The following is a 20,203-nucleotide window of genomic DNA, read 5'->3' on the forward strand; positions in this document are numbered from 1 at the left end:
CTGTCATCCTGCCGTCCCCCTCCCCCGGCCTGGATCAACCAGCGACCGTCACGCGGGATCCTTTGACCGCGGTAAAAGGATCCAGCGTTCCGTCCGCCCCCCTGGAGACGCAGCCGGCCGGTCGCCCTCCAGTACTGAACGTGTCCGAACCTGCTCCACCGTCACCACCACAGCCTCGTACCGAGAGGCTGCCAGACGCGGGCGTCCGCGTCGAAACCCCCGCAGTGGTGGTGCCCGCCTCAGAGCGTGAAAGCGAGGAGCGTGAAGGGAACGATGCCGACGATGCATGGCGCGTCGACGTCCGCAAGCTCCCACGGGTGCCTTGGCACGACGGCGGCGCGGTGGCCGACTTGGTCTTCGACAAGATGGACAAAGTCCAGCGGACCGTCCTACTGGAGAAGCTCCTCGAAGCTCACGCCGAGGACTAGTCAGCAGCTGCCCGCGTCTTCAGTCCAGTCAGACCTTTGACCGCGGTAAAAGGTCGCCCGCTGGATACGCGACGAGAAGCGACACGGAAGAGGGCCTCGCCAACCGGCGGGGCCCTCTCAGCATGCGAGCTTGGAGCTCGAAGCCGTCCCCCTCCCCCGGCCTGGATCAACCAGCGACCGTCACGCGGGATCCTTTGACCGCGGTAAAAGGATCCAGCGTTCCGTCCGCCCCCCTGGAGACGCAGCCGGCCGGTCGCCCTCCTGTACTGAACGTGTCCGAACGTGCTCCACCGTCACCACCACAGCCTCGTACCGAGAGGCTGCCAGACGCGGGCGGCCGCGTCGAAACCCCCGCAGTGGTGGTGCCCGCCTCAGAGCGTGAAAGCGAGGAGCGTGAAGGGAACGATGCCGACGATGCATGGCGCGTCGACGTCCGCAAGCTCCCGCGGGTGCCTTGGCACGACGGCGGCGCGGTGGCCGACTTGGTCTTCGACAAGATGGACAAAGTCCAGCGGACCGTCCTACTGGAGAGGCTCCTCGAAGCTCACGCTGACCCGTCTCACCGAAGTTTGACGAGTCTCAACGAGGTTTGACCGACACCTAGAGTCAGTCGGCCTGAGCTGTATCTGGTCGATGGACGGCAGGGAGGTCGGCATCTCGTCGGTGACCCAGGCGTACTCCAAGGCGGACAAAGTCGTGCTTCCTTCGACCCACAGCAACAGTTCGCCGATGTACTCGCCAGAGCGGTCGTGGACAGGAGCGTCGATCGGGAGGGGTGTGGACGGCAAAGCGGGCTGCTGTTCCAGCCCAGCCACGCGCAGGTCGACGCTCACTGACCCGGCCCCCAGATGGCCACCACCTGTGCGGTCCAGCTGGCCGCGCAGCGCCGGGGCGCCGACGAAATCTTCTGCCAAGAGGTGTTCCAGCACGACTCGCTCGAAGTCGTTCAGCGGGCGAGGTCCAACCGGCACGAGACATGCGCTCATCTTCGACCCCGGCGACTGACGGTCAAAGTTCGATGAGACTGGTCAAGGTTCGGTGAGACGGGACGCACGCCGAGGACTGGTCAGCAGCTGCCCGCGCTGTCCCGTGTCAGCCGAGCTGGTCCCGGTCTCAACTGATCTGGTCCGATTCGCCCGTTGTCTCGGTGGATCTGGTTCGTCTGGACCACTCTGTCCGGTCTCAGCAGGGTTGTGACCAGCCCTTGGGAACGGATGGTCAGATCGTGTTCTTGGCGCGGATGGCGATCCGGCCGGCTGCTTCGAGTCGGGCCAGGCGGTCGAGTTCTCGGTCGGCCCAGCGTCGGACCCGGTCGGGTTCCAGCGGAGCGCCGTGGCCGACGTGGAGTCTGGTGGGGTTGAGGGCGAGCATTTCGCGAAGGCTGGTGAGGTTGCGCTGCGGGTCGTCGTGGAATGGCGGATTGGCCGGCTTGCCCGGGATGAGTCCCATGAAGGAGTTGGCCACCAGGTCGCCGGCGACGAGGTCTCCGTCGTCGGTGAGGACGGAGATCGATCCGGCGGTGTGTCCGGGTGTGGGCATGATGCGGGCTGCGATCCCGAACTCGTCCAGGCGAGTCTCACCGCGGATCAGGACATCGGGTTCGAGGGGTTCGGCCTGGGCGTGCAGGTCTTTGCTCCGGTCCATGAGGCGGCCCATCGGGCCGGTGGGCAGGTACGGTTCGCGGACCCGGCCGGTGCGGTACGGCCCGAGGTCCGCGACGTGGCCGGCGACGGGCGCGCCGGTGAGGCGGTGCAGTTCGGCGGCGGAGCCGAAGTGGTCGATGTGCCCGTGGGTGATGACGATCAGTGAGACGTCGCGGGGGTCCACTCCGTGCTCGGTGATCCGGTCGTAGATCTTCTGGCCGCTGCCGGGTGTTCCGGCGTCGACGATCACAGGCCGTCGGCCCAGGAGCAGGTAGGCGTTGATGGCCGTTCGGCCCATGACCGGGATGGGGATGACCTTCGTGCGGGACATGGATCCTCCGTGAAATGAGTAGCGGCTGCTGCGTGTGTGGGCATGCTGGGGATCCGTCGGGCTGCCGACGGATGGTGTGGGCGGGCTGGGGCTACCGGAATCGGCGCCGGTATTCGGCGGGAGTGGTCCCCAGTCGGCGCTGGAAGGAGCGGTGCAAGGTCTCCACCGAGCCGAGGCCGCTGGCCGCGGCGATCTCCGGCAGGCTCCCGTCGCTCTCCTCCAGCAGGCGGCGGGCGGATTCGAGGCGGGCGGCTTCCACGTAGGCGGCCGGCGTGCCCTCGGTGCGCAGCCGGAGCAGCCGGGAGAAGTGGCGCACGCTCAGGTGTAGCCGTGCGGCCAGGGCTTCTGCGGTGAGATCCTCGGTGAGGTGGTCGGCGATCCACACGCGCAGGTCGTCGATCCGGTCGCCCGAAGTTGCCGGGGTGGAGAGCGGAACACTGAATTGGCTCTGCCCACCGGAACGCTTCACGTACATGACCATCATCCGTGCGGTGGCCAGGGCAAGGGCCTGGCCTTGGTCCTCAGCGACCATCGCCAGCGCCATGTCCATCCCCGAGGTGACACCAGCGCAGGTCCACACGCTCCCGGACCGGATGAAGATCGGGTCCGGATCGACAGTGACCCGCGGATGGTCGGCGGCCAGCCGTGCGGCGGTCAGCCAGTGGGTCGTGGCGGACAGGTCGTCCAGCAGGCCCCGCTGCGGCCAGCAGGTGCGCTCCCGCGCAGATCGACCCGGTCCTGCGCGCCGGAGGCGCCGCTTCACGTAGCCAGTCGGTGACCTCGCTGTCGATCACAGGCTCCACCCCGTCGTCGACCAGGTTGACCGCGCCGGCCACGAGCAGGGTGTCGACCCGTCCGTGTACCTCGTCGAGGGCCAGGTCCGCCATCAGCCGGACGCCGCTGGAAGTGGCCACCGGCCCCCCGTCGGCTGTAGCGATCTGCACGAGATAGCCGGGGGGATCGGTGCTGGCGACCCGTGTGGCGACCGAGAAGACCTCGGCCGGGCCGGTGACGTCCAGCAGTTCGGCACCAGAGAAGGCCACGATGACGACTTTGTGAGGTACGGGCATGTGCAGATCATTTCGCCCCGCCACGATGGCTGCAATGACGAGGTTCTGTCAGATTCGGCCACCCGGCGCAGCGACCTTCCGTCGGCACGGCCCAGGCACCGGTCCACGGTAGGCGGAACCGAACCAGACCGACTGAGACGAAGACCTGCACCCATCGCCGCAGGACCACATCAAATGAGAAGCCAACGCGCAACGTGTCTCGATCGATCTGGTCGCCGCAGGTCGGAACCCGAGCCTCGAGCCAGATCCTGTGAGACGGGACACGCCCCTTCAGTCCAGTCAGACCTTTGACCGCGGTAAAAGGTCGCGCTGGATACACGGCGATAGCGGCAGCGGGTCACCAACCGCTGACCCGTCTCAACGGACGTTGAGCAATTCTCAGCGAAGGTTGACGGATGCTCGGTCGTCTCATCGAAGAGGGACCGCCCTGCCCACCTGAACGAGGAAGGCCCGCAACAGGTGGCAACAGTGGCGACCTCAGTAGTCGTCAGCGCAGTCGGGCCGGCTGAAGTGGTGCAGGGAGGTGCTCATGCTTCGATGCGCAGCCAGGTGTTGCCTGTACGGAGCCAGAGAAAGCCGTCGCGTGCCTGGCCACAGCGCAGGACAACTCGGCCCGGCACCCGAAGCCGGCGGCGGCTGGTGACCGTCCATGCGGTGCCCTGGTACTCAGCACGTATGAGCTCGACGGTCCGCTTGTTGTGATCCCGGCGAGTGAAGACGGCCCGGTTGCCGCGGACGGCGAATCCGTCGGGTTGCGGGACCGGACTGGCATAGTTGGACACCTCGCCGGTGGCCGGAGTGATCGGACCTTGCCCCCGGACTTTGAACACGTCTATGCGGCTCGGGCCAGGGTGGTTGCTGCTGTTTGGAAGCCGTTCTCGTAGGCGATCGGCGACCGCTGACCGAGGCGGGAGTACCGGCGTCGGGTGTTGTATCGGGTCAGCCAGCGGAAGGCGTCGAGTTTGGCTTCGCGCTCGCTCGACCAGGCCTTCCGGCCTTTGAGCGTTTCCCTCTTGAAGGCGGCGTTGAAGGACTCGGCGGCGGCGTTGTCCGCGCTTGACCCGACCGCACCCATGCTCTGCCGGACCCCGCTGACCTGCAGATTTCAGCGAAGGCCCTGCTCGAATATTGCGAGCCGTGGTCGGTGTGCATGATCGCTCCGGCAAGGCTTCCACGGGTCCGCCCGGCGACCGTCAGGGCGTCGATGACGAGCTCGGTCCGCATGTGGTCGGCGATGGCCCACCCGGCCAGCCGGCGCGAGCACAGGTCGATGACCGTCGCGAGGTACAGCGGGCCGCGCGCCGGGCCCAACCACGGCGGCGCACGGCCCGCTCGGACGGGGCCTGTCGGCCCTGCTCGCGGCCAACCTATCCGGCCTCGGGACGCCCTTCGCCGCCGTGCCCGTCCAGCGGGCGCACCGGGCCGATGAGCGCCTCGGCCTCCTGCAGGAGCCGGGCGGCGGGGCGCTCGTCGCCCTCGATGGCGAGCAGCGCGCGGACGAAGGCGGTGACCGGGATGCTCCCGGCCGGGAACTCGAAGCTGCGCAGGATTCCGGCCTGGTGAGCAGCCTTGTGACGGCACCCTGCGTGCAGGCAGTGCCCCTCTCCCGCCAGGGCGAGGCGGCGGAAGGCCGCGGCCTTCTCCTCGGTGTCCTGGGCGGGGCACCCGAGGTGGTCCAGCGTGATCTGGCGGTGGCGGCCGTTAGATCCGACGGTGAGGCGCCCGCCGCCGGGCGGGACGCAGCGGCCCTCCGGCACCGGCCCGTAGGGGTGCAGCAGCGGCAGGCCGGTCTCCGTGGCGTGTAGGACGGGCAGGCCGTCGTACTCGGTGTACGGGCCGGCGGCGCCGCGGCGCGGCGACCTCCGCGACGAGGTCGTTCCCAACTCTGTCGAGCGCGCGGTGGAGACCTTCACGGAGTACCTCCGGGACGGGTGCTGGGACCCGGACAAGGGCGCCACGATGCGCACCTACTTCCTTCGGCGGCGGCCCCTCGGCGAGCGGCTGGTCACACGGGCCTACGCCACAAGACGCGGGAAGTGTACAGTTCCGTACATGAGTGACACTCTGCCGATCACCGAGGCGCGGGCGAAGTTCGGATCCCTGGTCCGCCGCACGTCCCACGCCCGCGAACGCATCACGATCACCGACCACGGCCAGCCGGCGGCCGTGCTCATCAACCCCCAGGAGTTGGCCGACCTCGAAGACGCCCTGGCCCTGGCCAGGTATCGCGAGCGCCAGTCCGCCGGGACCGCGGTCTCTACGGCCCACGATGACGTCCGTGCCCGTCTCGGCCTGGAGCACGTGTGACCTACGAGATCGTCTGGGACGAGCCCGCCATCGATGCGGCCGCCCGGTTCCTCAAGGACGACGCGGACGGGCTGCGCCAGCTGATGGACGCCGTCGACCTGCTCGCCGAACAGCCCCGCCCCGAGGGGAGCACCCCGTACGGTTCCCCGGACCTGCGCCGGATGCATGTCGGGCGCTACCGGGTCATGTACGAGATCACCGACGCCACCGTCACCATCGTGGTCATCCACGTCGGCCGCATCGGCTGACACGGTGCAAGCGAAGGGCCGGATCGCTGTGGTCCGGCCCTTCGCCGTTCCCCGGCCCCGTCGGCGTGCGGACCGCTCCGAACAGCGCTGCGCTGCGCGCGCATCAAAGGATCCCTGGTCCTGCTGCCGGACCGATCAAGTGAGAGCGGCGATGCGGTTGCGGATCTCGGCCGCCCGGTCGAGACCGCGCTGGCGCAGGGTGAGTTCCCTCGTGCAGACCTTGACGGCGCCCTGGTCAAGTCCCTGGTCGGTGACCTGGTAGCGGTGCGGCTCGTACCTCTCTCGAGCCCCGGGCGCATGGAAGGTCATCAGCCAGCCGTCCGCGCTGAGGGGTTCGCCGGCCGCCGCCTCCTCGGCGGCGGGGCGGGCGAAGCGGATCAGGCCGAAGTCGAGCAGCCGCTGGCAGCCGTCCTCCCAGGCATCGCGCCGCAGGCCGAAGTCGTCCCAGCGCCTGTCGTCTCCGTACAGGAAGACCCCGGATTCCGGATGCTTGGTGGGCGCCCACTTGCTGAGCGCCCGCAGGGCCATCCACGTGGCGACTTCCGAGGGGTTCAGGACCTGGGCCCATCCGTTCAGGAAGAAGGCGGCGGGGATGCCCAGCGTTCCCCGCACGTGTCAGTCGTCGGCGGGCACCGTGTAGACGTCCGGGCTCTGGTGGCCACCCCGGCCGCTCTCCTTCATCAGACGGAATGACGAGTACAGTCGCTGCCCCCTCGGTCCTCGGGGTACCTCGACCAGGGCCTGGTCGGGGCGCTCCCCGCCGACCTACTCCAGGGTTCGCAGAGCTCCCTGGACCTGCCTCAGCCGCAGGTCTTCCGCTGCTCTGCCGCCTCGGGTGCTCCGCATGTACATCCCGGACTTGGCGTCGTAGGCGCCGTCCGAGGCGATCAGGTCGGCACCGCCAGAGTGACCGCGCCGGCATCGGTCAGGACCGTCTTGGGCGAGGTCCCATTGCGGGAGTTTCCCGACCCGTGACCTGCGGAATCTCCACGCTCGTAGCCGAGGTGTTCGCTCATCTCGGCTTCCAGGGCCCGCTCCAGAACGGCCTTGGTGATCTCTGTCAGGAGCCCGCCCTCACCGAGCAGGGCCGCTCCCGAGGCGTCAGCTTTGTCGAGCAGCCGCTCGACCACCTCGTCGACCATCTTGTCGCCGGCCACGGACGCGGCCGCTTCGTCTTTGTCTGCCATGACTCGTCCGATCCGCCTGGCCCACAGGCCCGAGGCCGAGCCCCGGGCAGGCTTCCACATCACGGACTTACACGATCTTTCAGACACGTTCCCTGTGCGAGGCCGCGGCCCAGGAGTTCGGCGACCAGGTCGCTGTGGTGCGGCACTTCCCGGCCCGGACGATGCTGCGTGTCCTGGTTGCAGCGGGTGCAGTGCACCGTGCGGTCTTCCAGGCCCGCAAGCTCGGGGGCGAGACGCTCCAGACGGGCGGCCACGAAGCTCTGAATGAGGTGAAGACCGCGGCGTACGCAGGTCATGTCGCTCTCGGCCCGGGCGCGCACTGCGGGGTCAAGGGTGGGGAGCTGGGTCTCGTCCAGGAAGGCGATGCGGAAGTCCAGCACCTTGGCAGCGACGGGCTCGACTCCCGGACGTCCGGCCCCGCGTACGGGCCCCTGGGGCCGCGCGCGGGGTGGTCAGGCGGGGGGTAGGTACGGGGAGAGGTAGGCGGAGGGTCCGGCGACCTGGCTGAAGGCCTCCCAGGCGAAGGCAACGATGCCCGCCTGTAAGCGGGACTCCACGTCGAGCTTGGCCAGGATCTGCGCGACGTGGGCCTTGGCGGTGCGTTCGGTAATGGCGAGCCGCGTCGAGATGGTCCGGTTGGACGCGCCCTTCGCCAGCAGGTGGAACACGTCCAGTTCGCGCGCGGAGAGCAGCGGGACCCGGCGCATCACCGCGTCCCAGGCGTGGTCGCGGGTGAGGACCGGGCGGTCCGTGGGGATGTGGGTCTTCCGGACGGGTGACCTGAGGGTGTCGGTGATGCTCATCGTGCTCGGGTACTCCTGCTTCAAGTACGGGGGGAACGAGACCACAGCGGTCGGCCGGTGGCGGCTTGGCGGAATCCGGGGAAAAGTCTTTCAGGTTACCTCTGGGAACCGGCAGGACTTCTTTTGGCCGCTCTGCGGATCGAAATTCAGCCGACCGTCGGAAGTGGAGGGAAGGTGAAATGCAGGGTACGTCTATCGGAGCCGTGCACGCGGTGATCCCGGCGGGGTGTGAGGGCCGTGATATGGGCCTACCCGACCGGGTTACCTGCGGTGATGAGGTGGATCACGGTTCGGACTGCCGTTCGCCCGCAGCGTACTGGTGGCCAATATTGACGGGCAAGCAATGGTCCATCATGTGAGATGAGGGCGCCTTGAATTCGCCGTAAAGGTCTGCGAAAAATTATTTGTCGCGTTGTGAATTCGGTTAGAAACATTCCGCGGGACGGCCGTCGGTCGTTGTTTTCCGGCCGCCGTTTTTCGGCCCCGCACGTTCCGGTCGTCGCGTTCCGGTCAGCGCACTCCGGCGAGCCGGAGCAGGGCGGCCGTGCCGGCGGCGGCCAGGACGACGAGGAGGAACGGGGCCTTGCGCCAGGCGAGTACGCCGCCCACCGCCACGCCGATCGGACGGGCCAGGCCCGCGAATCCGTGTCCTTCGGTGAGCGCGGCCGTGGCCGTCAGGGCCGCGAGCAGGACGATGGCGGAGGCCTCCAGCAGTTTCTCCGCCCGCTCCGGGAAGGTGACCCGGGCCCGCAGGGCCGGTCCGGCGAGCCGGAGCAGGAAGGTGCCCCCTGCGAGGGCCAGCATCGCGATGAGCGTCGGGACGGCGTTCTTCATCGGTCGGCTCCTCGGTCGGTTCCTTGGTCGGCTCCCTGTGTCGCCGCGGCGGCGGTGAAGAGCGGCAGGGCGGCCAGGGCGATCAGGACCGGGAGTCCGGCCGGGAGGAAGGCGGTGGAGACCAGCGCCAGGACCACTCCGGCCAGGGAGGTCCGCCGCAACTCGCGCTGTTTCAGGGCGGGCAGGATCAGCGCCAGGATCACCGCGGGGAACATGGCGTCCAGGCCGAGGGCGTCGGTGTCGTGGACGACGCTGCCCAGCAGGGCGCCCAGCGCGGCCCCGGCCGGCCAGCAGATCAGGATGCCGAGCCCGCAGGCCCAGTACGCGGCCCGCTTGCGCGGGAGTCCGTCCTGGGCGATGGCGAAGACGACGGTCTCGTCGTTCATCAGGTGGGTGCCGATCAGGCCCTTCCAGCCGCGGCCGAGGACGTCCGGGACGGCCAGGCCGAACGGCACGTGCCGGGCGTTGACCAGAAGTCCGGCCAGCACGGCGGCGATCGGGCTGCCCCCGGCGGCGATGATCCCGACGAACAGGAACTCGGAGGACGCCGCGAGGACGAGCGCGCCCATGAGGACCGGGAACCACCAGGCGAAGCCCGAGGTGACCGCGATGGCGCCGTACGACAGGCCTATGACGCCCACCGCGAGGCAGACGAGCGCGATGTCACGCCATTGGGTACGGTCGAGGGTTTTCCATAACGAACGCATGGCGTTTATGATGAACGGCAAGAAAGTGTTCGTCAAGATGAACGATTGACCATTGGAGCGAACAGCTCGTGTCCGAAGCCGACCTCCCGCTCAAGCCGCCGCTCGAAGTGATCGCCGCCTCCCTGCGCGCGGAGCGCGTCCGGGCCGGGCTCTCCCTCACTGAGGTGGCCCGCCGCGCCGGACTGGCCAAGTCCACGCTCTCCCAGCTCGAATCGGGGGCCGGGAACCCCAGCCTGGAGACCCTCTGGGCGCTCTGCGTGGTCCTGGAGATCCCGTTCTCCCAGCTGCTGGCCGCCTCCCGGCCCGCGGTCCAGGTGATCCGGGCCGGCCAGGGCCCGGCCGTAATCTCGGCCGAGGCCGACTACCGGGCCACCCTGCTGGCCGCGTCCCCGCCCGGGGCCAGGCGGGACGTCTACAGCATCGCCGCCGAACCCGGTCCGCAGCGTTCGTCCGCCCCGCACATGCCGGGCGTGGTGGAACACGTGGTGATCGGTACGGGCCGGGCGCTGGTCGGGACCGCGCAGGAGCCGGTGGAGCTCCTGCCGGGCGACTACATCAGCTACCCGGCTGACGTCCCGCACGTCTTCCAGGCGCTGGAGACCGGCACCACCGCGGTGCTGGTCTCCGAGCACCTCTGATCCGGCCCGCGGGCCGGGGACGTACGGCGGGCTCAGTGCCCCATGCCGAGGCCGCCGTCCACGGGGACGACGGCCCCGGTGATGTACCCGGCTTCCTCGGAGGCGAGGAAGCGCACGGTGGCGGCGACCTCCGCCGGCTCCGCGCTGCGCGCCAGCGGCACCTTGCCCAGGAACGCGGCGCGCTGCTTCTCGCTCAGCGCCCTCGTCATGTCGGTCTCGACGAAACCGGGCGCCACCAGATTGCAGGTGATCCCGCGCGAGCCCAGTTCACGGGCGACCGAGCGGGCGAAGCCGACCAGACCGGCCTTGGAGGCCGCGTAGTTGGCCTGCCCCGCCGCGCCGAGCAGGCCCACCACGGAGGAGATCAGGACGATCCGGCCCCGGCGGGCCTGCACCATGTCGGCGGCGGCGTGCTTGACGATCCGGAACGCGCCCATCACGTTGGTGTCCAGCACCGCGGCGAAGTCCTCCTCGGCCATCCGCAGGACCAACTGGTCCCGCGTGATGCCCGCGTTGGCGACGAGCACCTCGACCGGGCCGTGCGCCTCCTCGACCTCCTGGTAGGCCTTCTCGACCTGCGCGGAGTCGGTGACGTCGCATCGTACGGCGAGGCAGCCGAGCCGGAGCGCGGCCTCCGGCGGCTCGCCGGAGCGGTAGGTCAGTGCGACCTTGTCGCCGGCTTCGGCGAAGGCGAGGGCGACGGCGAGGCCGATGCCCCGGTTTCCTCCGGTGACCAGGACGGAACGGCTCATCGGTTCAGCGCACCTTTGTTCGGATGATCTCTGATGTGGTGGGGGCGGTCGGACGGCGGATCAGGTGATCTTGTGGACCCAGCCGAACGGGTCGGGCCGCTCGCCGGACTGGATCCCGGACAGTTCCGCACGCAGCCGGGCGGTGACCGGGCCGGGCTCGCCGCCGCCGATCGTCCAGCCGCCGTCCTTGCACTTGACCTCCCCGACCGAGGTGATCATGGAGGAGGTGCCGCAGGAGAACACTTCGGTGAGCCGGCCCGACTCGGCGTCGGCCCGCCAGTCCGCCACGCTGATCCGACCCTCCTCGGCCGGGTAGCCCAGTTCGGCGGCCAGCGCGAGGACGGAGTCCCGGGTGACGCCGGACAGCAGTGCGCCGGACAGCTCCGGGGTGACCAGCCGGTCGCCGTAGACGAAGAACATGTTGCTGGTGCCCATCTCTTCGACCCAGCGGCGCTCGGCGGAGTCAAGCCAGACCACCTGGTCGCAGCCCATCTCCTGGGCCTGCGCCTGGGCGACCAGGGTCCCGGCGTAGTTGCCGCCGCACTTGGCCTCGCCGGTGCCGCCGGGGGCGGCGCGGGTGTAGTCCTCGGAGAGCCAGACCGTCAGCGGTTTGGCCCCGGCCTTGAAGTACGCGGCGGCCGGGGAGGCGATCACCATGAACCGGTAGGCGTTGGAGGGCCCGTAGAAGCCGATCGTGCGCTGCGTGGCGATCATGAAGGGGCGCAGGTAGAGGCTGTGGCCCGGCTGCTCCGGCACCCAGTCCCGGTCGGTGGTGACGAGGAGTTCCAGGGCCTCGACGAAGGTCGCCTCGGGCAGCGGCGGCATGGCCATGCGCTCGCAGGAGCGGTTGAGGCGGGCGGCGTTGGCGTACGGGCGGAAGGTGACCACCGATCCGTCGGGGCGCCGGTAGGCCTTCAGGCCCTCGAAGACCTCCTGGCCGTAGTGGAACACCTGCGCGGAGGGGTCGAGGACGAGCGGTCCGTACGGCGTGATCCGGGCGTCGTACCAGCCGCGCTCCCGGTCCCAGTCGATGCTGATCATGTGGTCGCTGAACACGTCGCCGAACGCGGGTGCCTCAAGCAACCGGGCGCGCTCCGCGGCGGAGAGCCGATCGGCCGGCTCGGTGGTGAAGGTGATGGTGGTCATGAGGACGCTCCGGGACGGTGGAAGTGGCCGGTCACAGGGGTGTGTTCGCGTGCTTGCGGGACGGCTGCTCGGCGTTCTTGGTCCGCAGCATCCGGAAGGCGCGGATGAGCGTCGCCCGGGTCCCGGCGGGGTCGATGACGTCGTCGACGAGGCCGCGTTCGGCCGCGTAGTAGGGGTGCATCAGCTCGGCCTTGTAGTCCTTGACCATCGCGGCGCGCGTGGCCTGCGGATCGTCGGCCTCGGCGATCTGCCGCCGGAAGATGACGTTGGCGGCGCCTTCGGCGCCCATCACGGCGATCTCGTTGGTGGGCCAGGCGTAGGAGAGGTCGCAGCCGATGGAGCGGGAGTCCATGACGATGTACGCGCCGCCGTAGGCCTTGCGCAGGATCACCTGGACCCGGGGGACCGTCGCCTCGCAGTAGGCGTAGAGCAGTTTGGCGCCGTGCCGGATGACCCCGCCGTGCTCCTGGCCCACGCCGGGCAGGAAGCCGGGTACGTCGACCAGGGTCAGCAGCGGGATGTTGAAGGCGTCGCACATCCGGACGAAGCGGGCGGCCTTCTCGCTCGCGCGGATGTCCAGGACACCGGCCAGGGCGATCGGCTGGTTGGCGACGATGCCCACTGCCTGCCCGCCGAGCCGGGCCAGCCCGCAGAGGATGTTGGGCGCCCAGCGCTCGTGGACCTCCAGGAAATCCCCGTGGTCGACGAGTTCCTCGATGACGTGACGCATGTCGTACGGGAGCTTGCCCTCGGCCGGTACGAGCGTCAGCAGGGCCTCGCCGCGCCGGTCCGCCGGGTCGGACCCGGGGGCGGCCGGCGGGAGTTCGACGTTGCTGGAAGGGAGCAGTGAGATCAGGTAGCGGACCTCGGCCAGGCAGCTCGGCTCGTCGTCGTAGACGAAGTGGGCGACGCCGGACAGTTCCGCGTGGACGTCGGCTCCGCCGAGTCCGTCCTGGGTGACCTCTTCGCCGGTAACCGCCCTGACCACGTCCGGGCCCGTGATGAACATCTGGGAGGTGCCCCGGACCATGAACACGAAGTCGGTCAGGGCGGGAGAGTAGGCGGCGCCGCCCGCGCACGGTCCGAGCATCACCGAGATCTGCGGGATGACGCCCGAGGCCCGTACGTTGCGCCGGAAGATCCCGCCGTATCCGGCGAGCGCCGAGACGCCTTCCTGGATACGGGCGCCCGCGCCGTCGTTCAGCGAGACCAGCGGGGCACCGGCCGCGACGGCCATGTCCATAATCTTGTGGATCTTGCTGGCGTGGGCCTCGCCGAGCGCCCCGCCGAAGATCCGGAAGTCGTGCGCGTAGACGAAGACGGTGCGGCCCTCCACCGTGCCCCAGCCGGTGATCACCCCGTCCGTGTGCGGCCTGCGGTCCTCCATGCCGAAGCCGACCGACCGGTGCCGGCGCAGCTGCTCGACCTCGTTGAACGAGTCGGGGTCCAGGAGCAGGTCGATCCTCTCCCGTGCGGTCAGCTTCCCCTTGGCGCGCTGGGCCGCGGTGGCCCGCTCGCTGGGCCCGCGGCGGGCCAGCTCCTTGGTGGCGTACAACTCGGCCACCCGTCCTTGGGAGTCGGGAGCCGGGGTCGGGGTCGGGGTCGGGGTCTTCTGCGGGGCGGACATCTCTTATCGCTCTCCTTCCGGTACGGCAATTGCGGTGACGACCAGATCGCCGCTGACCCGCCAGCGGCCGGTCAGCTCCCCGGGGAGCCCCGGCCCGGTCCCGCCGGAGGCCGGGATCAGCGCGCTGAAGGTGCCCGCCTCCGGGTCGATGCGGATCCCGGCCTCGTGGAAGCCCAGGAAGCGGCCGGTCACCGGGAACCAGGTCTTGTAGACGCTCTCCTTCGCGCTGAAGAGCAGCCGGTCCCAGTGCACGCCGGGCCGCTCCGCGAGGAGCCGCCGGACCCGGGCGTGCTCCTCGGGGCGGGCCACGAACTCCAGCACGTCCTCGGGCAGCGGCAGGTGGGGCTCCGCGTCGATGCCGAGCGCGCTGATCCGCGTACGGCGGGCGACGGCGGCGGCGGTGTAGCCGGGGCAGTGCGTGATGCTGCCGACCACCTGGTCCGGCCACTGCGGCGCGCCCCGGTCACCGGCCGGGATCGCGAGGGCCGGGGTGCCCAGGCGGCGCAGCGCCTGGTGGGCGCAGTACCGGCCGTTGGCGAACTCCCGGTGCCGGGCCGGGGCGGTGCTGCGCAGGGACGCCGCCTCGGCCGGGTGCGGGGTGTACCGCGGCTGGTCCTCGAAGGAGTCCCAGCCCGCGACGCGGCCGGGGACGAGGTCCTGGATCACACCGCCTCCCGGGGGCGGCCGGCCCGGGCGCCGGGTCGTACGGCCGGACGGCAGTACTGGTGGTGCGCGCCCAGACCCACGACCTCGGCTTCGACCAGATCGCCGGGGCGCAGGTAGGGCTGGTCGGGGCGGCCGAGTGCGACCCCGCCCGGGGTTCCGGTGAGGATCACGTCCCCGGGGTGCAGCACCATGAACTGGCTGAGGTACCAGACGAGATGGGCCACGTCGAAGACCATGTCGGCGGTGGAGGCGTCCTGCATGACCCGCCCGTTGACCGTGCAGCTCAGCCGTAGGTCCTGCGGGTCGGGTACCTCGTCGGGGGTGACCAGGTAGGGGCCGAGGGGACTGAAGGACTCGAAGGACTTGCCCTTGACCCACTGGCCGCCGCGCTCCAGCAGCCAGCGCCGCTCGGAGACGTCGTTGCCGGTGGCGAAGCCCGCGATGTGGGCCGGGGCGGCGGCCCGGTCGGGCAGGTACTGGGCACGCCGTCCGATGATGACGGCCAGCTCGACCTCCCAGTCGGTCTTCGTGCCGCCCGGGGGCAGCAGCAGATGGTCGTGGGGACCGACCAGTGTCATCGGGGCCTTGCTGGAGACGATCGGCTCGTCCGGCAGCGCGAGGCCGGCCTCGGCGGCGTGCGCACGGTAGTTGAGGCCGATCGACAGCAGGTGTCCGCCCGGGCGGACGGGCGGGCCGACGCGCTCGGCGGCCGGGTCGGCCACCGGCAGCGTGCCGGCCTCCCGGGCCAGCCGGGCCGCGAGCTCGCGCAGTACGTCCGGGTCCAGGCTCTCGCCCGTCCAGTCCGCGACCCAGGGCGACAGGTCGCGGACGACTCCACCGGGGCCGACCGCGCACGGCCGTTCCCCGCCCTGCGGGCCGATCCGAAGCAGGCGCATGTCAGCGGGCCGACGCGGTCTCTTCGAGGTACTTCTCGAAGAAGCCGGTCTCCGCGTCCGTGAGCCGGCGGGGCCGGCCCGCCCGGTAGTCGAACGGGGCCATCGTGGTCGAGGCGGTGGCGTAGACGAGGTCGCCGTCGCGGACCGCGTAGTCGATGGTCACGGTCGCCGACTGGAGGTCCGAGACCCACATCTCGATGTCGACGGGTTCGTGGCGGTGGACGAGCCGGCTCCGGTAGCGGATCTGGTGGGAGACGACCACCGAGCCCTCCCGGAAGAACGCGTCGCCCTCGGTCGGGGCCATCCGGAAGATGAAGTCGACCCTGGCCTCCTCCAGGTAGCGCACGAAGGAGACGTTGTTGACGATCCCGTAGATGTCCATGTCCGACCAGCGGATCGGGCAGGGGTAGGTGTGCCGTGTCATGGTGGTCAGCTCCCGGTGGTGGTCTGGGCGCCGGCGGGACCGAACGCTCCGGTCCGCCGCTGGAAGGCGGCCACGTAGTCGTCCGCGGCGATCGGGGCGCGCAGCAGCTCCGGTGACAGGTTGAAACCGCTGATCAGGGTCTCGGCGTGCGGCTGGATCAGGGCGCACAGGGCGTCCAGGGCCTGCGGCAGCTCCTCGACCTGGTCGGCGGTGAACACCCCGCGGGCCAGGTACCAGCCCGCGTCCCGCTGCACCTCGGTGAGCGCGTACAGCGGGGCGAGCAGGCCGAGCGCGGTCTTCGCCTGCTCGGTCTCGGCCCCCTCGGCCGCTTCGGTGAAGCACTCTAGGGCCGTCCGCACTCCCCGTACCCGGGCCATGGTCAGCGCGGTGTTCATCGTGTCGTTCCAGGCCTGGAGGTAGGTCCGCTCACGGGTCTCGTCCGCCATGGAGGCGCGGGCGGCCCGGAGCAGCTCCTGCTCCCTGTGGCGCAGGGCCGCCAGCAGGAACGCGGTGTCGCGCAGGTCGCGGCCGGTGGGGTCGGGGGCCTCGGACGGCTCCTCCCCCTCGGTCGGGCCCTGGGCGATGATCTGGCCGGCCGTGGTGGCGAGCAGGACCTGGTTGTCGCCCTCCGCGGTCACCAGGCCCTGGAGCAGCGAACCGTAGTCCGCGATCCGGTTGGCGCTGAAGATGCCCTGGGCCCCGCAGCGCTCCCGGCAGGTCGCGATGACCTCGGTCATCTCCCAGGTGGAGAGGGCCTTGGTGATGGAGATCAGGTGGTTCAGGTCGGCCGGTACGGCGTCCGGGGCCGCGACGAACTCCCGCTTGGCGTGGTTGAGCAGCAGGGTCATCGCGTAGACCTTGGACAGCGCGGTGAACAGGGCCAGCTGGTGGCTGCGGTATTCGATGACCGGAAGGTCGTTGCGGCCGGGGGCGTTCGTGAGCCGCTGCGCCGCGAAGCGCAGCGCGATGTACACGCTGGCCCGGCCCGCGCCGACGGCCGAGCTGGAGACGCAGAGGCGGCCGGGGAGGATGCGGCTCATGGCGCGCAGGAACCGTTTGCGCTGGTTGCCGGAGGAGGGGCGGAAGGTGCCGTTCTCGTCGAAGCCGCCCATGTCGCCGTGGAGCAGGTTGCGGCGCGGGACGCGGACGTGGTCGAACCAGGTGACGCCGTTGTCGAGGCCCTGGACAGGCTTCTCCGGGCAGGGGGCCGCGTGGACTCCCTCGTGCAGGCGGGTGCCGTCGCTGATCGGGACGAGGAAGGGGTAGACGCCGTGGTCCTTGCCGTCCGCCTTCAGCCGCGCCATGACGACGGCGAGCTTGGGGACGTCCTGGAACCCGCTGTAGGACATGTGCTTCTGGGCCAGTGCGTCCGGGGTGTTCAGGACGAACGTCTGGGAGGCGGCGTCGTAGACGGCCTCGGTGCGCATGGCGGCCACGTTGTTGCCGTAGCCCAGCTCGGTGGCCATGTACGGGCTGAAGGAGTCCAGCCGGTCCAGCTCGTCGACGAGGTCCTTGAGTTCGGGCCGGTCGCCGTGCTCGACGACCGTGCCGAAGCTGAGGTTGTAGTGGACCATCAGGAGCGAGAACGTGGACACGTCGACCAGCGAGGGCCACTCGGCCAGGGCGAACAGCCGCCACGGGTCCCGCAGGATCTCCACGGGGCGCTCCAGTCCGGCGTGCACCACCCGGGACCGTTCGTAGGCGAGCTTCCCGGCCTCGTTCATCGTGAGGCCCTCACGGGGATCGAAGACCGGGTCCAGCAGCAGCTCGCTGATGTCCTTGTGCGCCTGCTCGTACCTGCCGTCGAAGAGCAGCCTGGTCAGGTCGGCGGTGGCGACCGGGTTCATCTGAGGGGTCCTTTCGCGGTGCTGGTGGTGCGGTTCAGGAGGAGATCAGCAGGGCAGCGTTCTGGCCGCCGAACCCGAAGGAGTTGCTCAGGGCGATGTCGACGGGGCCGAGCCGTGGCGCGCCGTGCACGACGTCGACGTCCACCCGCGGGTCGACCTCGGTGAGCGAGGCCGTCGGAGGGATCACGCCGTGGTGCACGGCGAGCGCCGCGTACGCCGCTTCGATGGAGCCGGCCGCGCCGAGCGGGTGCCCGGTGACGCCCTTGGTGGAGCTGACCTTGGCGTCCGAGCCGATCACCCGGCGGATCACCCCGGCCTCGATCACATCGTTGAGGGGGGTGGAGGTGCCGTGGGCGTTGACGTAGCCCACGTCGCGGCCGGTCAGGCCCGCGTCGGCGAGCGCCGCCCGGACCGCCAGCTCCGCGCCCTTGCCCTCCGGATGCGGGGAGGTCACGTGGTGGGCGTCGGCCGAGGCGCCGTACCCGATCACGCGGGCCAGGGTCTGGGCGCCGCGGGCCCGGGCGTGCTCCTCGGACTCCAGGACCACGATGCCCGCGCCCTCGCCGAGTACGAACCCGTCGCGGGTCGCGTCGAAGGGGCGGGAGGCCGTCGCCGGGTCGTCCAGGCGCCCGGAGAGTGCCCGCATCCGGGCGAAGGAGGACACGTACAGCGGGGTGATCGGCGCCTCGGCGCCGCCCGCGATCACGATGTCGGCCAGCCCGGACCGGATCAGCTCGCGGCCGAGGCCGATCGCGCTGGCTCCGGCGGCGCATGCGGTGCACGGTGCCAGGCAGGGGCCGTTGGCCCCGATGTCGATGGCAACCTGCCCGGCCGCCATGTTCAGCAGCCCCATCGGCAGGGTCATCGCGGAGACCTCACCGGGTCCTTCCTCGATCAGGATCCGGTGCTGCTCCTCCAGTGTCGCGGTGCCGCCGGCACCCGAGCCGACGATGACGGCCACCCGTGCGCTGTCCGCCCACTCCCCGGCCACCAGACCGGCCTGGGCGAGGGCCTCGCGCGTCGCGGCGATGGCGAACTGGGAGTAGCGGTCCCACTGCCAGGCGCCGCGCAGTCCGAGCCGCCGGGGCGAGAAGTCGGGCACCCGGCAGGCCATGGTCACTGGGAGGCCGGCCAGGTCGTCGTGGTGGGCGGCGGTCGACCGTCCGTCGACCACGCGCTTCCAGTTCTCCTTGACCCCGATGCCCGCGGGGGTGATCAGGCCGATGCCGGTGATGGAAGCCGCGAAGCCGCTCATCAGACGGCGGCGGCCTTCTGCTCGATGAGGGCGGTGATGTCCGAGACGGTTTCGATCTCGGTCAGTTCGGCGTCGGTGATGACGACGCCGAGGCGCTTCTTCAGCGCGGTCGCCAGCTCGATCTGGGACAGCGAGTCGAGACCGAGGTCGTCGAAGGTCGCCTCCGGGACGACGCTTTCGGCGTCGAGATCGAAGCGTGAGACGAAGACCTCGACGACGGATTCCTGGATGGTGCTCATGATGTTTCTCCTGGTTCGAGCGGGTTGTCGAGTTGTTGAAGGTTTGTCAGTTCAGGTGCTCGGCGCGGATGTCGGGCCAGACCAGGGCCGTCGAGCCCCATGAGAGACCGGCTCCGAACGCCGAGAGCAGCACCCGGTCGCCGGGTTTGAGGGCGCCGGCGGCGGCGATGTCGTTCAGCAGCAGGGGGACCGAGGCCGACAGGGTGTTCCCGACCCGGTCGATGTTGACCGCGACGCGCTCTTCGGGGACTTCGAGTTCCTCCGCCACCGCCCGCACGATCCGGACGTTGGCCTGGTGGCCGACGAACCAGTCGATGTCCGCCACGGACCAGTCGGTACGCTTGAGCACCGCCTGCGCCGACTGCGTCATGCGCTCGACCGCCTGCGTGTAGAGGGGGCGGCCCTCCATCCGCAGGTACCAGTCCTCGGTGGGCACCGAGCCGTGGCCGAGGCCCGCGTCCGCGGACCGCTGGCGCGAACCGCCGGCCGGGATGGCCAGCAGATCGGCGAGCGAACCGTCACTGCCGAGGTCGAAGGGGCCCAGCGCGCCGGGCTCGTCGTCCGCGCCTCGGCGCAGTACCACCGCGCCCGCTCCGTCGCCGAAGATCGGCGCCGTCCCGCGGTCCCGCTGGTTGACCAGCGTGGTGAAGGCCTCCGAGCCGATGAACAGCACGCTGTCGGCGGTCCCCGAGGCGATCAGCCCGGCGGAGGTGGCGAGTCCGTAGAGGAACCCGCTACAGGCCGAGGTGAGGTCGAAGGCCGCCACCGTGCCCATGCCGAGCCGGGACGCGACCTCCGGCGCCACCGCCGGGCAGAGCCGGTCGGGGGAGGTGGTCGCCACGACCACCGCGTCCACCCCGCTCACTCCGGCGGACCGCAGCGCCCGGGCGCCGGCCTCCACGGCCAGGGTGCCGGTCGACAGGCCGTCCGAGACGACCCTGCGTTCACTGATTCCGGTCCGCGTCCTGATCCACTCGTCGTTCGTGTCGAGCGTCGCGGAAAGGTCGTCGTTCGTGACCACTTTGGGAGGGAGAAATCCTCCGATACCCGAGAGCACCGCCGCCATGTGAAATTCCCCCCTGATGGTCGCCATCCACTGTCTGACCTGGCGTCCAACCACCCTCGCGCAGCCCTCCGAGGCACGGCAATTGGCCT

The 20,203-nt window shown here is 70.2% G+C and carries 21 protein-coding genes and 3 pseudogenes; 3 read left to right on the forward strand and 21 right to left on the reverse strand.

The window, feature by feature from the left end:
• Positions 1 to 949: 949 nt before the first annotated feature.
• The 5 genes and pseudogenes from OTB16_RS27040 to OTB16_RS27060 form a co-directional block, all read right to left on the reverse strand.
• On the reverse strand, positions 950 to 1,357 hold the full coding sequence (locus OTB16_RS27040; protein WP_267723387.1) for a hypothetical protein: 408 nt from the start codon (positions 1,355 to 1,357) through the stop codon (positions 950 to 952).
• A gap of 289 nt (positions 1,358 to 1,646) precedes the next feature.
• Entirely contained in the window at positions 1,647 to 2,402 is a 756-nt protein-coding gene (locus OTB16_RS27045; protein WP_267723388.1) for an MBL fold metallo-hydrolase, read from the reverse strand.
• 91 nt (positions 2,403 to 2,493) lie between these two features.
• Positions 2,494 to 3,472, reverse strand: a pseudogene (locus tag OTB16_RS27050) (GlxA family transcriptional regulator).
• An 832-nt stretch (positions 3,473 to 4,304) separates the two neighbouring features.
• A pseudogene (locus tag OTB16_RS27055) lies at positions 4,305 to 4,762 on the reverse strand (transposase); the annotation flags it as partial.
• A gap of 77 nt (positions 4,763 to 4,839) precedes the next feature.
• Complete coding sequence (locus OTB16_RS27060) at positions 4,840 to 5,385, reverse strand: DUF6420 family protein (protein WP_267723389.1); 546 nt, start codon at positions 5,383 to 5,385, stop codon at positions 4,840 to 4,842.
• A 139-nt stretch (positions 5,386 to 5,524) separates the two neighbouring features.
• Here OTB16_RS27060 and OTB16_RS27065 point away from each other — a divergent pair, with 139 nt between their 5' ends.
• Together OTB16_RS27065 and OTB16_RS27070 are read left to right on the forward strand one after the other, a co-directional pair.
• On the forward strand, positions 5,525 to 5,779 hold the full coding sequence (locus OTB16_RS27065; RefSeq protein ID WP_267723390.1) for a type II toxin-antitoxin system Phd/YefM family antitoxin: 255 nt from the start codon (positions 5,525 to 5,527) through the stop codon (positions 5,777 to 5,779).
• A complete protein-coding gene (locus OTB16_RS27070; protein WP_267723391.1) occupies positions 5,776 to 6,027 on the forward strand; it encodes a type II toxin-antitoxin system RelE family toxin in 252 nt (83 codons plus the stop codon). Before OTB16_RS27065 ends, OTB16_RS27070 begins: the two co-directional genes overlap by 4 nt.
• A gap of 135 nt (positions 6,028 to 6,162) precedes the next feature.
• Here OTB16_RS27070 and OTB16_RS27075 read toward each other — a convergent pair whose 3' ends face one another.
• The 6 genes and pseudogenes from OTB16_RS27075 to OTB16_RS27100 form a co-directional block, all read right to left on the reverse strand.
• Complete coding sequence (locus tag OTB16_RS27075) at positions 6,163 to 6,639, reverse strand: hypothetical protein (RefSeq protein WP_267723392.1); 477 nt, start codon at positions 6,637 to 6,639, stop codon at positions 6,163 to 6,165.
• Between the two features lie 281 nt (positions 6,640 to 6,920).
• A pseudogene (locus OTB16_RS27080) lies at positions 6,921 to 7,214 on the reverse strand (transposase); the annotation flags it as partial.
• Between the two features lie 59 nt (positions 7,215 to 7,273).
• Positions 7,274 to 7,594, reverse strand: a complete 321-nt coding sequence (locus OTB16_RS27085; RefSeq protein WP_267723393.1) for a hypothetical protein — start codon at positions 7,592 to 7,594, stop codon at positions 7,274 to 7,276.
• A 72-nt stretch (positions 7,595 to 7,666) separates the two neighbouring features.
• Positions 7,667 to 8,017, reverse strand: a complete 351-nt coding sequence (locus OTB16_RS27090) for a LuxR C-terminal-related transcriptional regulator (RefSeq protein ID WP_267723394.1) — start codon at positions 8,015 to 8,017, stop codon at positions 7,667 to 7,669.
• A 510-nt stretch (positions 8,018 to 8,527) separates the two neighbouring features.
• On the reverse strand, positions 8,528 to 8,851 hold the full coding sequence (locus OTB16_RS27095; RefSeq protein WP_267723395.1) for an AzlD domain-containing protein: 324 nt from the start codon (positions 8,849 to 8,851) through the stop codon (positions 8,528 to 8,530).
• Positions 8,848 to 9,558, reverse strand: coding sequence for an AzlC family ABC transporter permease (locus tag OTB16_RS27100; protein ID WP_267723397.1), 711 nt, complete (start codon positions 9,556 to 9,558; stop codon positions 8,848 to 8,850). The genes OTB16_RS27095 and OTB16_RS27100 overlap by 4 nt, the downstream gene beginning before the upstream one ends.
• A gap of 68 nt (positions 9,559 to 9,626) precedes the next feature.
• On the opposite strand from OTB16_RS27100, the gene OTB16_RS27105 reads away from it, so the two are divergent.
• On the forward strand, positions 9,627 to 10,196 hold the full coding sequence (locus OTB16_RS27105) for a helix-turn-helix domain-containing protein (RefSeq protein WP_267723398.1): 570 nt from the start codon (positions 9,627 to 9,629) through the stop codon (positions 10,194 to 10,196).
• Between the two features lie 32 nt (positions 10,197 to 10,228).
• Here the strand turns inward: OTB16_RS27105 and fabG are convergent, their stop codons facing one another.
• The 10 genes from fabG to OTB16_RS27155 are packed head-to-tail and all read right to left on the reverse strand — an operon-like array spanning position 10,229 to position 20,141.
• A complete protein-coding gene (gene fabG, locus OTB16_RS27110; RefSeq protein ID WP_267723400.1) occupies positions 10,229 to 10,948 on the reverse strand; it encodes a 3-oxoacyl-[acyl-carrier-protein] reductase in 720 nt (239 codons plus the stop codon).
• Positions 10,949 to 11,008: 60 nt separating this feature from the next.
• Positions 11,009 to 12,094: a branched-chain amino acid aminotransferase gene (locus OTB16_RS27115; protein WP_267723401.1), complete on the reverse strand. Its 1,086-nt coding sequence runs from the start codon at positions 12,092 to 12,094 to the stop codon at positions 11,009 to 11,011.
• A gap of 31 nt (positions 12,095 to 12,125) precedes the next feature.
• A complete protein-coding gene (locus tag OTB16_RS27120) occupies positions 12,126 to 13,721 on the reverse strand; it encodes an acyl-CoA carboxylase subunit beta (protein WP_267723402.1) in 1,596 nt (531 codons plus the stop codon).
• Positions 13,722 to 13,724: 3 nt separating this feature from the next.
• On the reverse strand, positions 13,725 to 14,387 hold the full coding sequence (locus tag OTB16_RS27125) for a 4'-phosphopantetheinyl transferase family protein (RefSeq protein WP_267723403.1): 663 nt from the start codon (positions 14,385 to 14,387) through the stop codon (positions 13,725 to 13,727).
• Positions 14,384 to 15,283 (reverse strand): fumarylacetoacetate hydrolase family protein, encoded by a 900-nt coding sequence (locus OTB16_RS27130; RefSeq protein ID WP_267723404.1) that lies wholly within the window; start codon positions 15,281 to 15,283, stop codon positions 14,384 to 14,386. The genes OTB16_RS27125 and OTB16_RS27130 overlap by 4 nt, the downstream gene beginning before the upstream one ends.
• A gap of 1 nt (position 15,284) precedes the next feature.
• On the reverse strand, positions 15,285 to 15,707 hold the full coding sequence (locus OTB16_RS27135; RefSeq protein ID WP_267723405.1) for an acyl-CoA thioesterase: 423 nt from the start codon (positions 15,705 to 15,707) through the stop codon (positions 15,285 to 15,287).
• Positions 15,708 to 15,712: 5 nt separating this feature from the next.
• Positions 15,713 to 17,554 carry an acyl-CoA dehydrogenase family protein gene (locus tag OTB16_RS27140; protein WP_267723406.1) on the reverse strand — a complete coding sequence of 614 codons (1,842 nt, stop codon included), beginning with the start codon at positions 17,552 to 17,554 and terminating at the stop codon, positions 15,713 to 15,715.
• Between the two features lie 34 nt (positions 17,555 to 17,588).
• Positions 17,589 to 18,809 carry a beta-ketoacyl-[acyl-carrier-protein] synthase family protein gene (locus OTB16_RS27145; protein WP_267723407.1) on the reverse strand — a complete coding sequence of 407 codons (1,221 nt, stop codon included), beginning with the start codon at positions 18,807 to 18,809 and terminating at the stop codon, positions 17,589 to 17,591.
• A complete protein-coding gene (locus OTB16_RS27150; protein ID WP_267723408.1) occupies positions 18,809 to 19,048 on the reverse strand; it encodes an acyl carrier protein in 240 nt (79 codons plus the stop codon). The genes OTB16_RS27145 and OTB16_RS27150 overlap by 1 nt, the downstream gene beginning before the upstream one ends.
• 46 nt (positions 19,049 to 19,094) lie before the next feature.
• A complete protein-coding gene (locus tag OTB16_RS27155) occupies positions 19,095 to 20,141 on the reverse strand; it encodes a beta-ketoacyl-ACP synthase III (RefSeq protein WP_267723409.1) in 1,047 nt (348 codons plus the stop codon).
• Between the last annotated feature and the right edge of the window lie 62 nt (positions 20,142 to 20,203).

It is taken from the genome of Streptomyces antarcticus, from assembly GCF_026627255.1.
GTDB lineage: Bacteria > Actinomycetota > Actinomycetes > Streptomycetales > Streptomycetaceae > Streptomyces > Streptomyces antarcticus.

Bases quoted from the DNA above. Each gene is read 5' to 3' on its own strand.
- OTB16_RS27065 (WP_267723390.1), top strand. From the start codon at position 5,525: ATGAGTGACACTCTGCCGATCACCGAGGCGCGGGCGAAGTTCGGATCC.
- OTB16_RS27150 (WP_267723408.1), bottom strand. From the start codon at position 19,048: ATGAGCACCATCCAGGAATCCGTCGTCGAGGTCTTCGTCTCACGCTTC.
- OTB16_RS27100 (WP_267723397.1), bottom strand. From the start codon at position 9,558: ATGCGTTCGTTATGGAAAACCCTCGACCGTACCCAATGGCGTGACATC.
- OTB16_RS27135 (WP_267723405.1), bottom strand. From the start codon at position 15,707: ATGACACGGCACACCTACCCCTGCCCGATCCGCTGGTCGGACATGGAC.
- OTB16_RS27115 (WP_267723401.1), bottom strand. From the start codon at position 12,094: ATGACCACCATCACCTTCACCACCGAGCCGGCCGATCGGCTCTCCGCC.
- OTB16_RS27145 (WP_267723407.1), bottom strand. From the start codon at position 18,809: ATGAGCGGCTTCGCGGCTTCCATCACCGGCATCGGCCTGATCACCCCC.
- OTB16_RS27130 (WP_267723404.1), bottom strand. From the start codon at position 15,283: ATGCGCCTGCTTCGGATCGGCCCGCAGGGCGGGGAACGGCCGTGCGCG.
- OTB16_RS27120 (WP_267723402.1), bottom strand. From the start codon at position 13,721: ATGTCCGCCCCGCAGAAGACCCCGACCCCGACCCCGACCCCGGCTCCC.
- OTB16_RS27045 (WP_267723388.1), bottom strand. From the start codon at position 2,402: ATGTCCCGCACGAAGGTCATCCCCATCCCGGTCATGGGCCGAACGGCC.
- OTB16_RS27090 (WP_267723394.1), bottom strand. From the start codon at position 8,017: ATGAGCATCACCGACACCCTCAGGTCACCCGTCCGGAAGACCCACATC.
- fabG (WP_267723400.1), bottom strand. From the start codon at position 10,948: ATGAGCCGTTCCGTCCTGGTCACCGGAGGAAACCGGGGCATCGGCCTC.
- OTB16_RS27155 (WP_267723409.1), bottom strand. From the start codon at position 20,141: ATGGCGACCATCAGGGGGGAATTTCACATGGCGGCGGTGCTCTCGGGT.
- OTB16_RS27140 (WP_267723406.1), bottom strand. From the start codon at position 17,554: ATGAACCCGGTCGCCACCGCCGACCTGACCAGGCTGCTCTTCGACGGC.
- OTB16_RS27095 (WP_267723395.1), bottom strand. From the start codon at position 8,851: ATGAAGAACGCCGTCCCGACGCTCATCGCGATGCTGGCCCTCGCAGGG.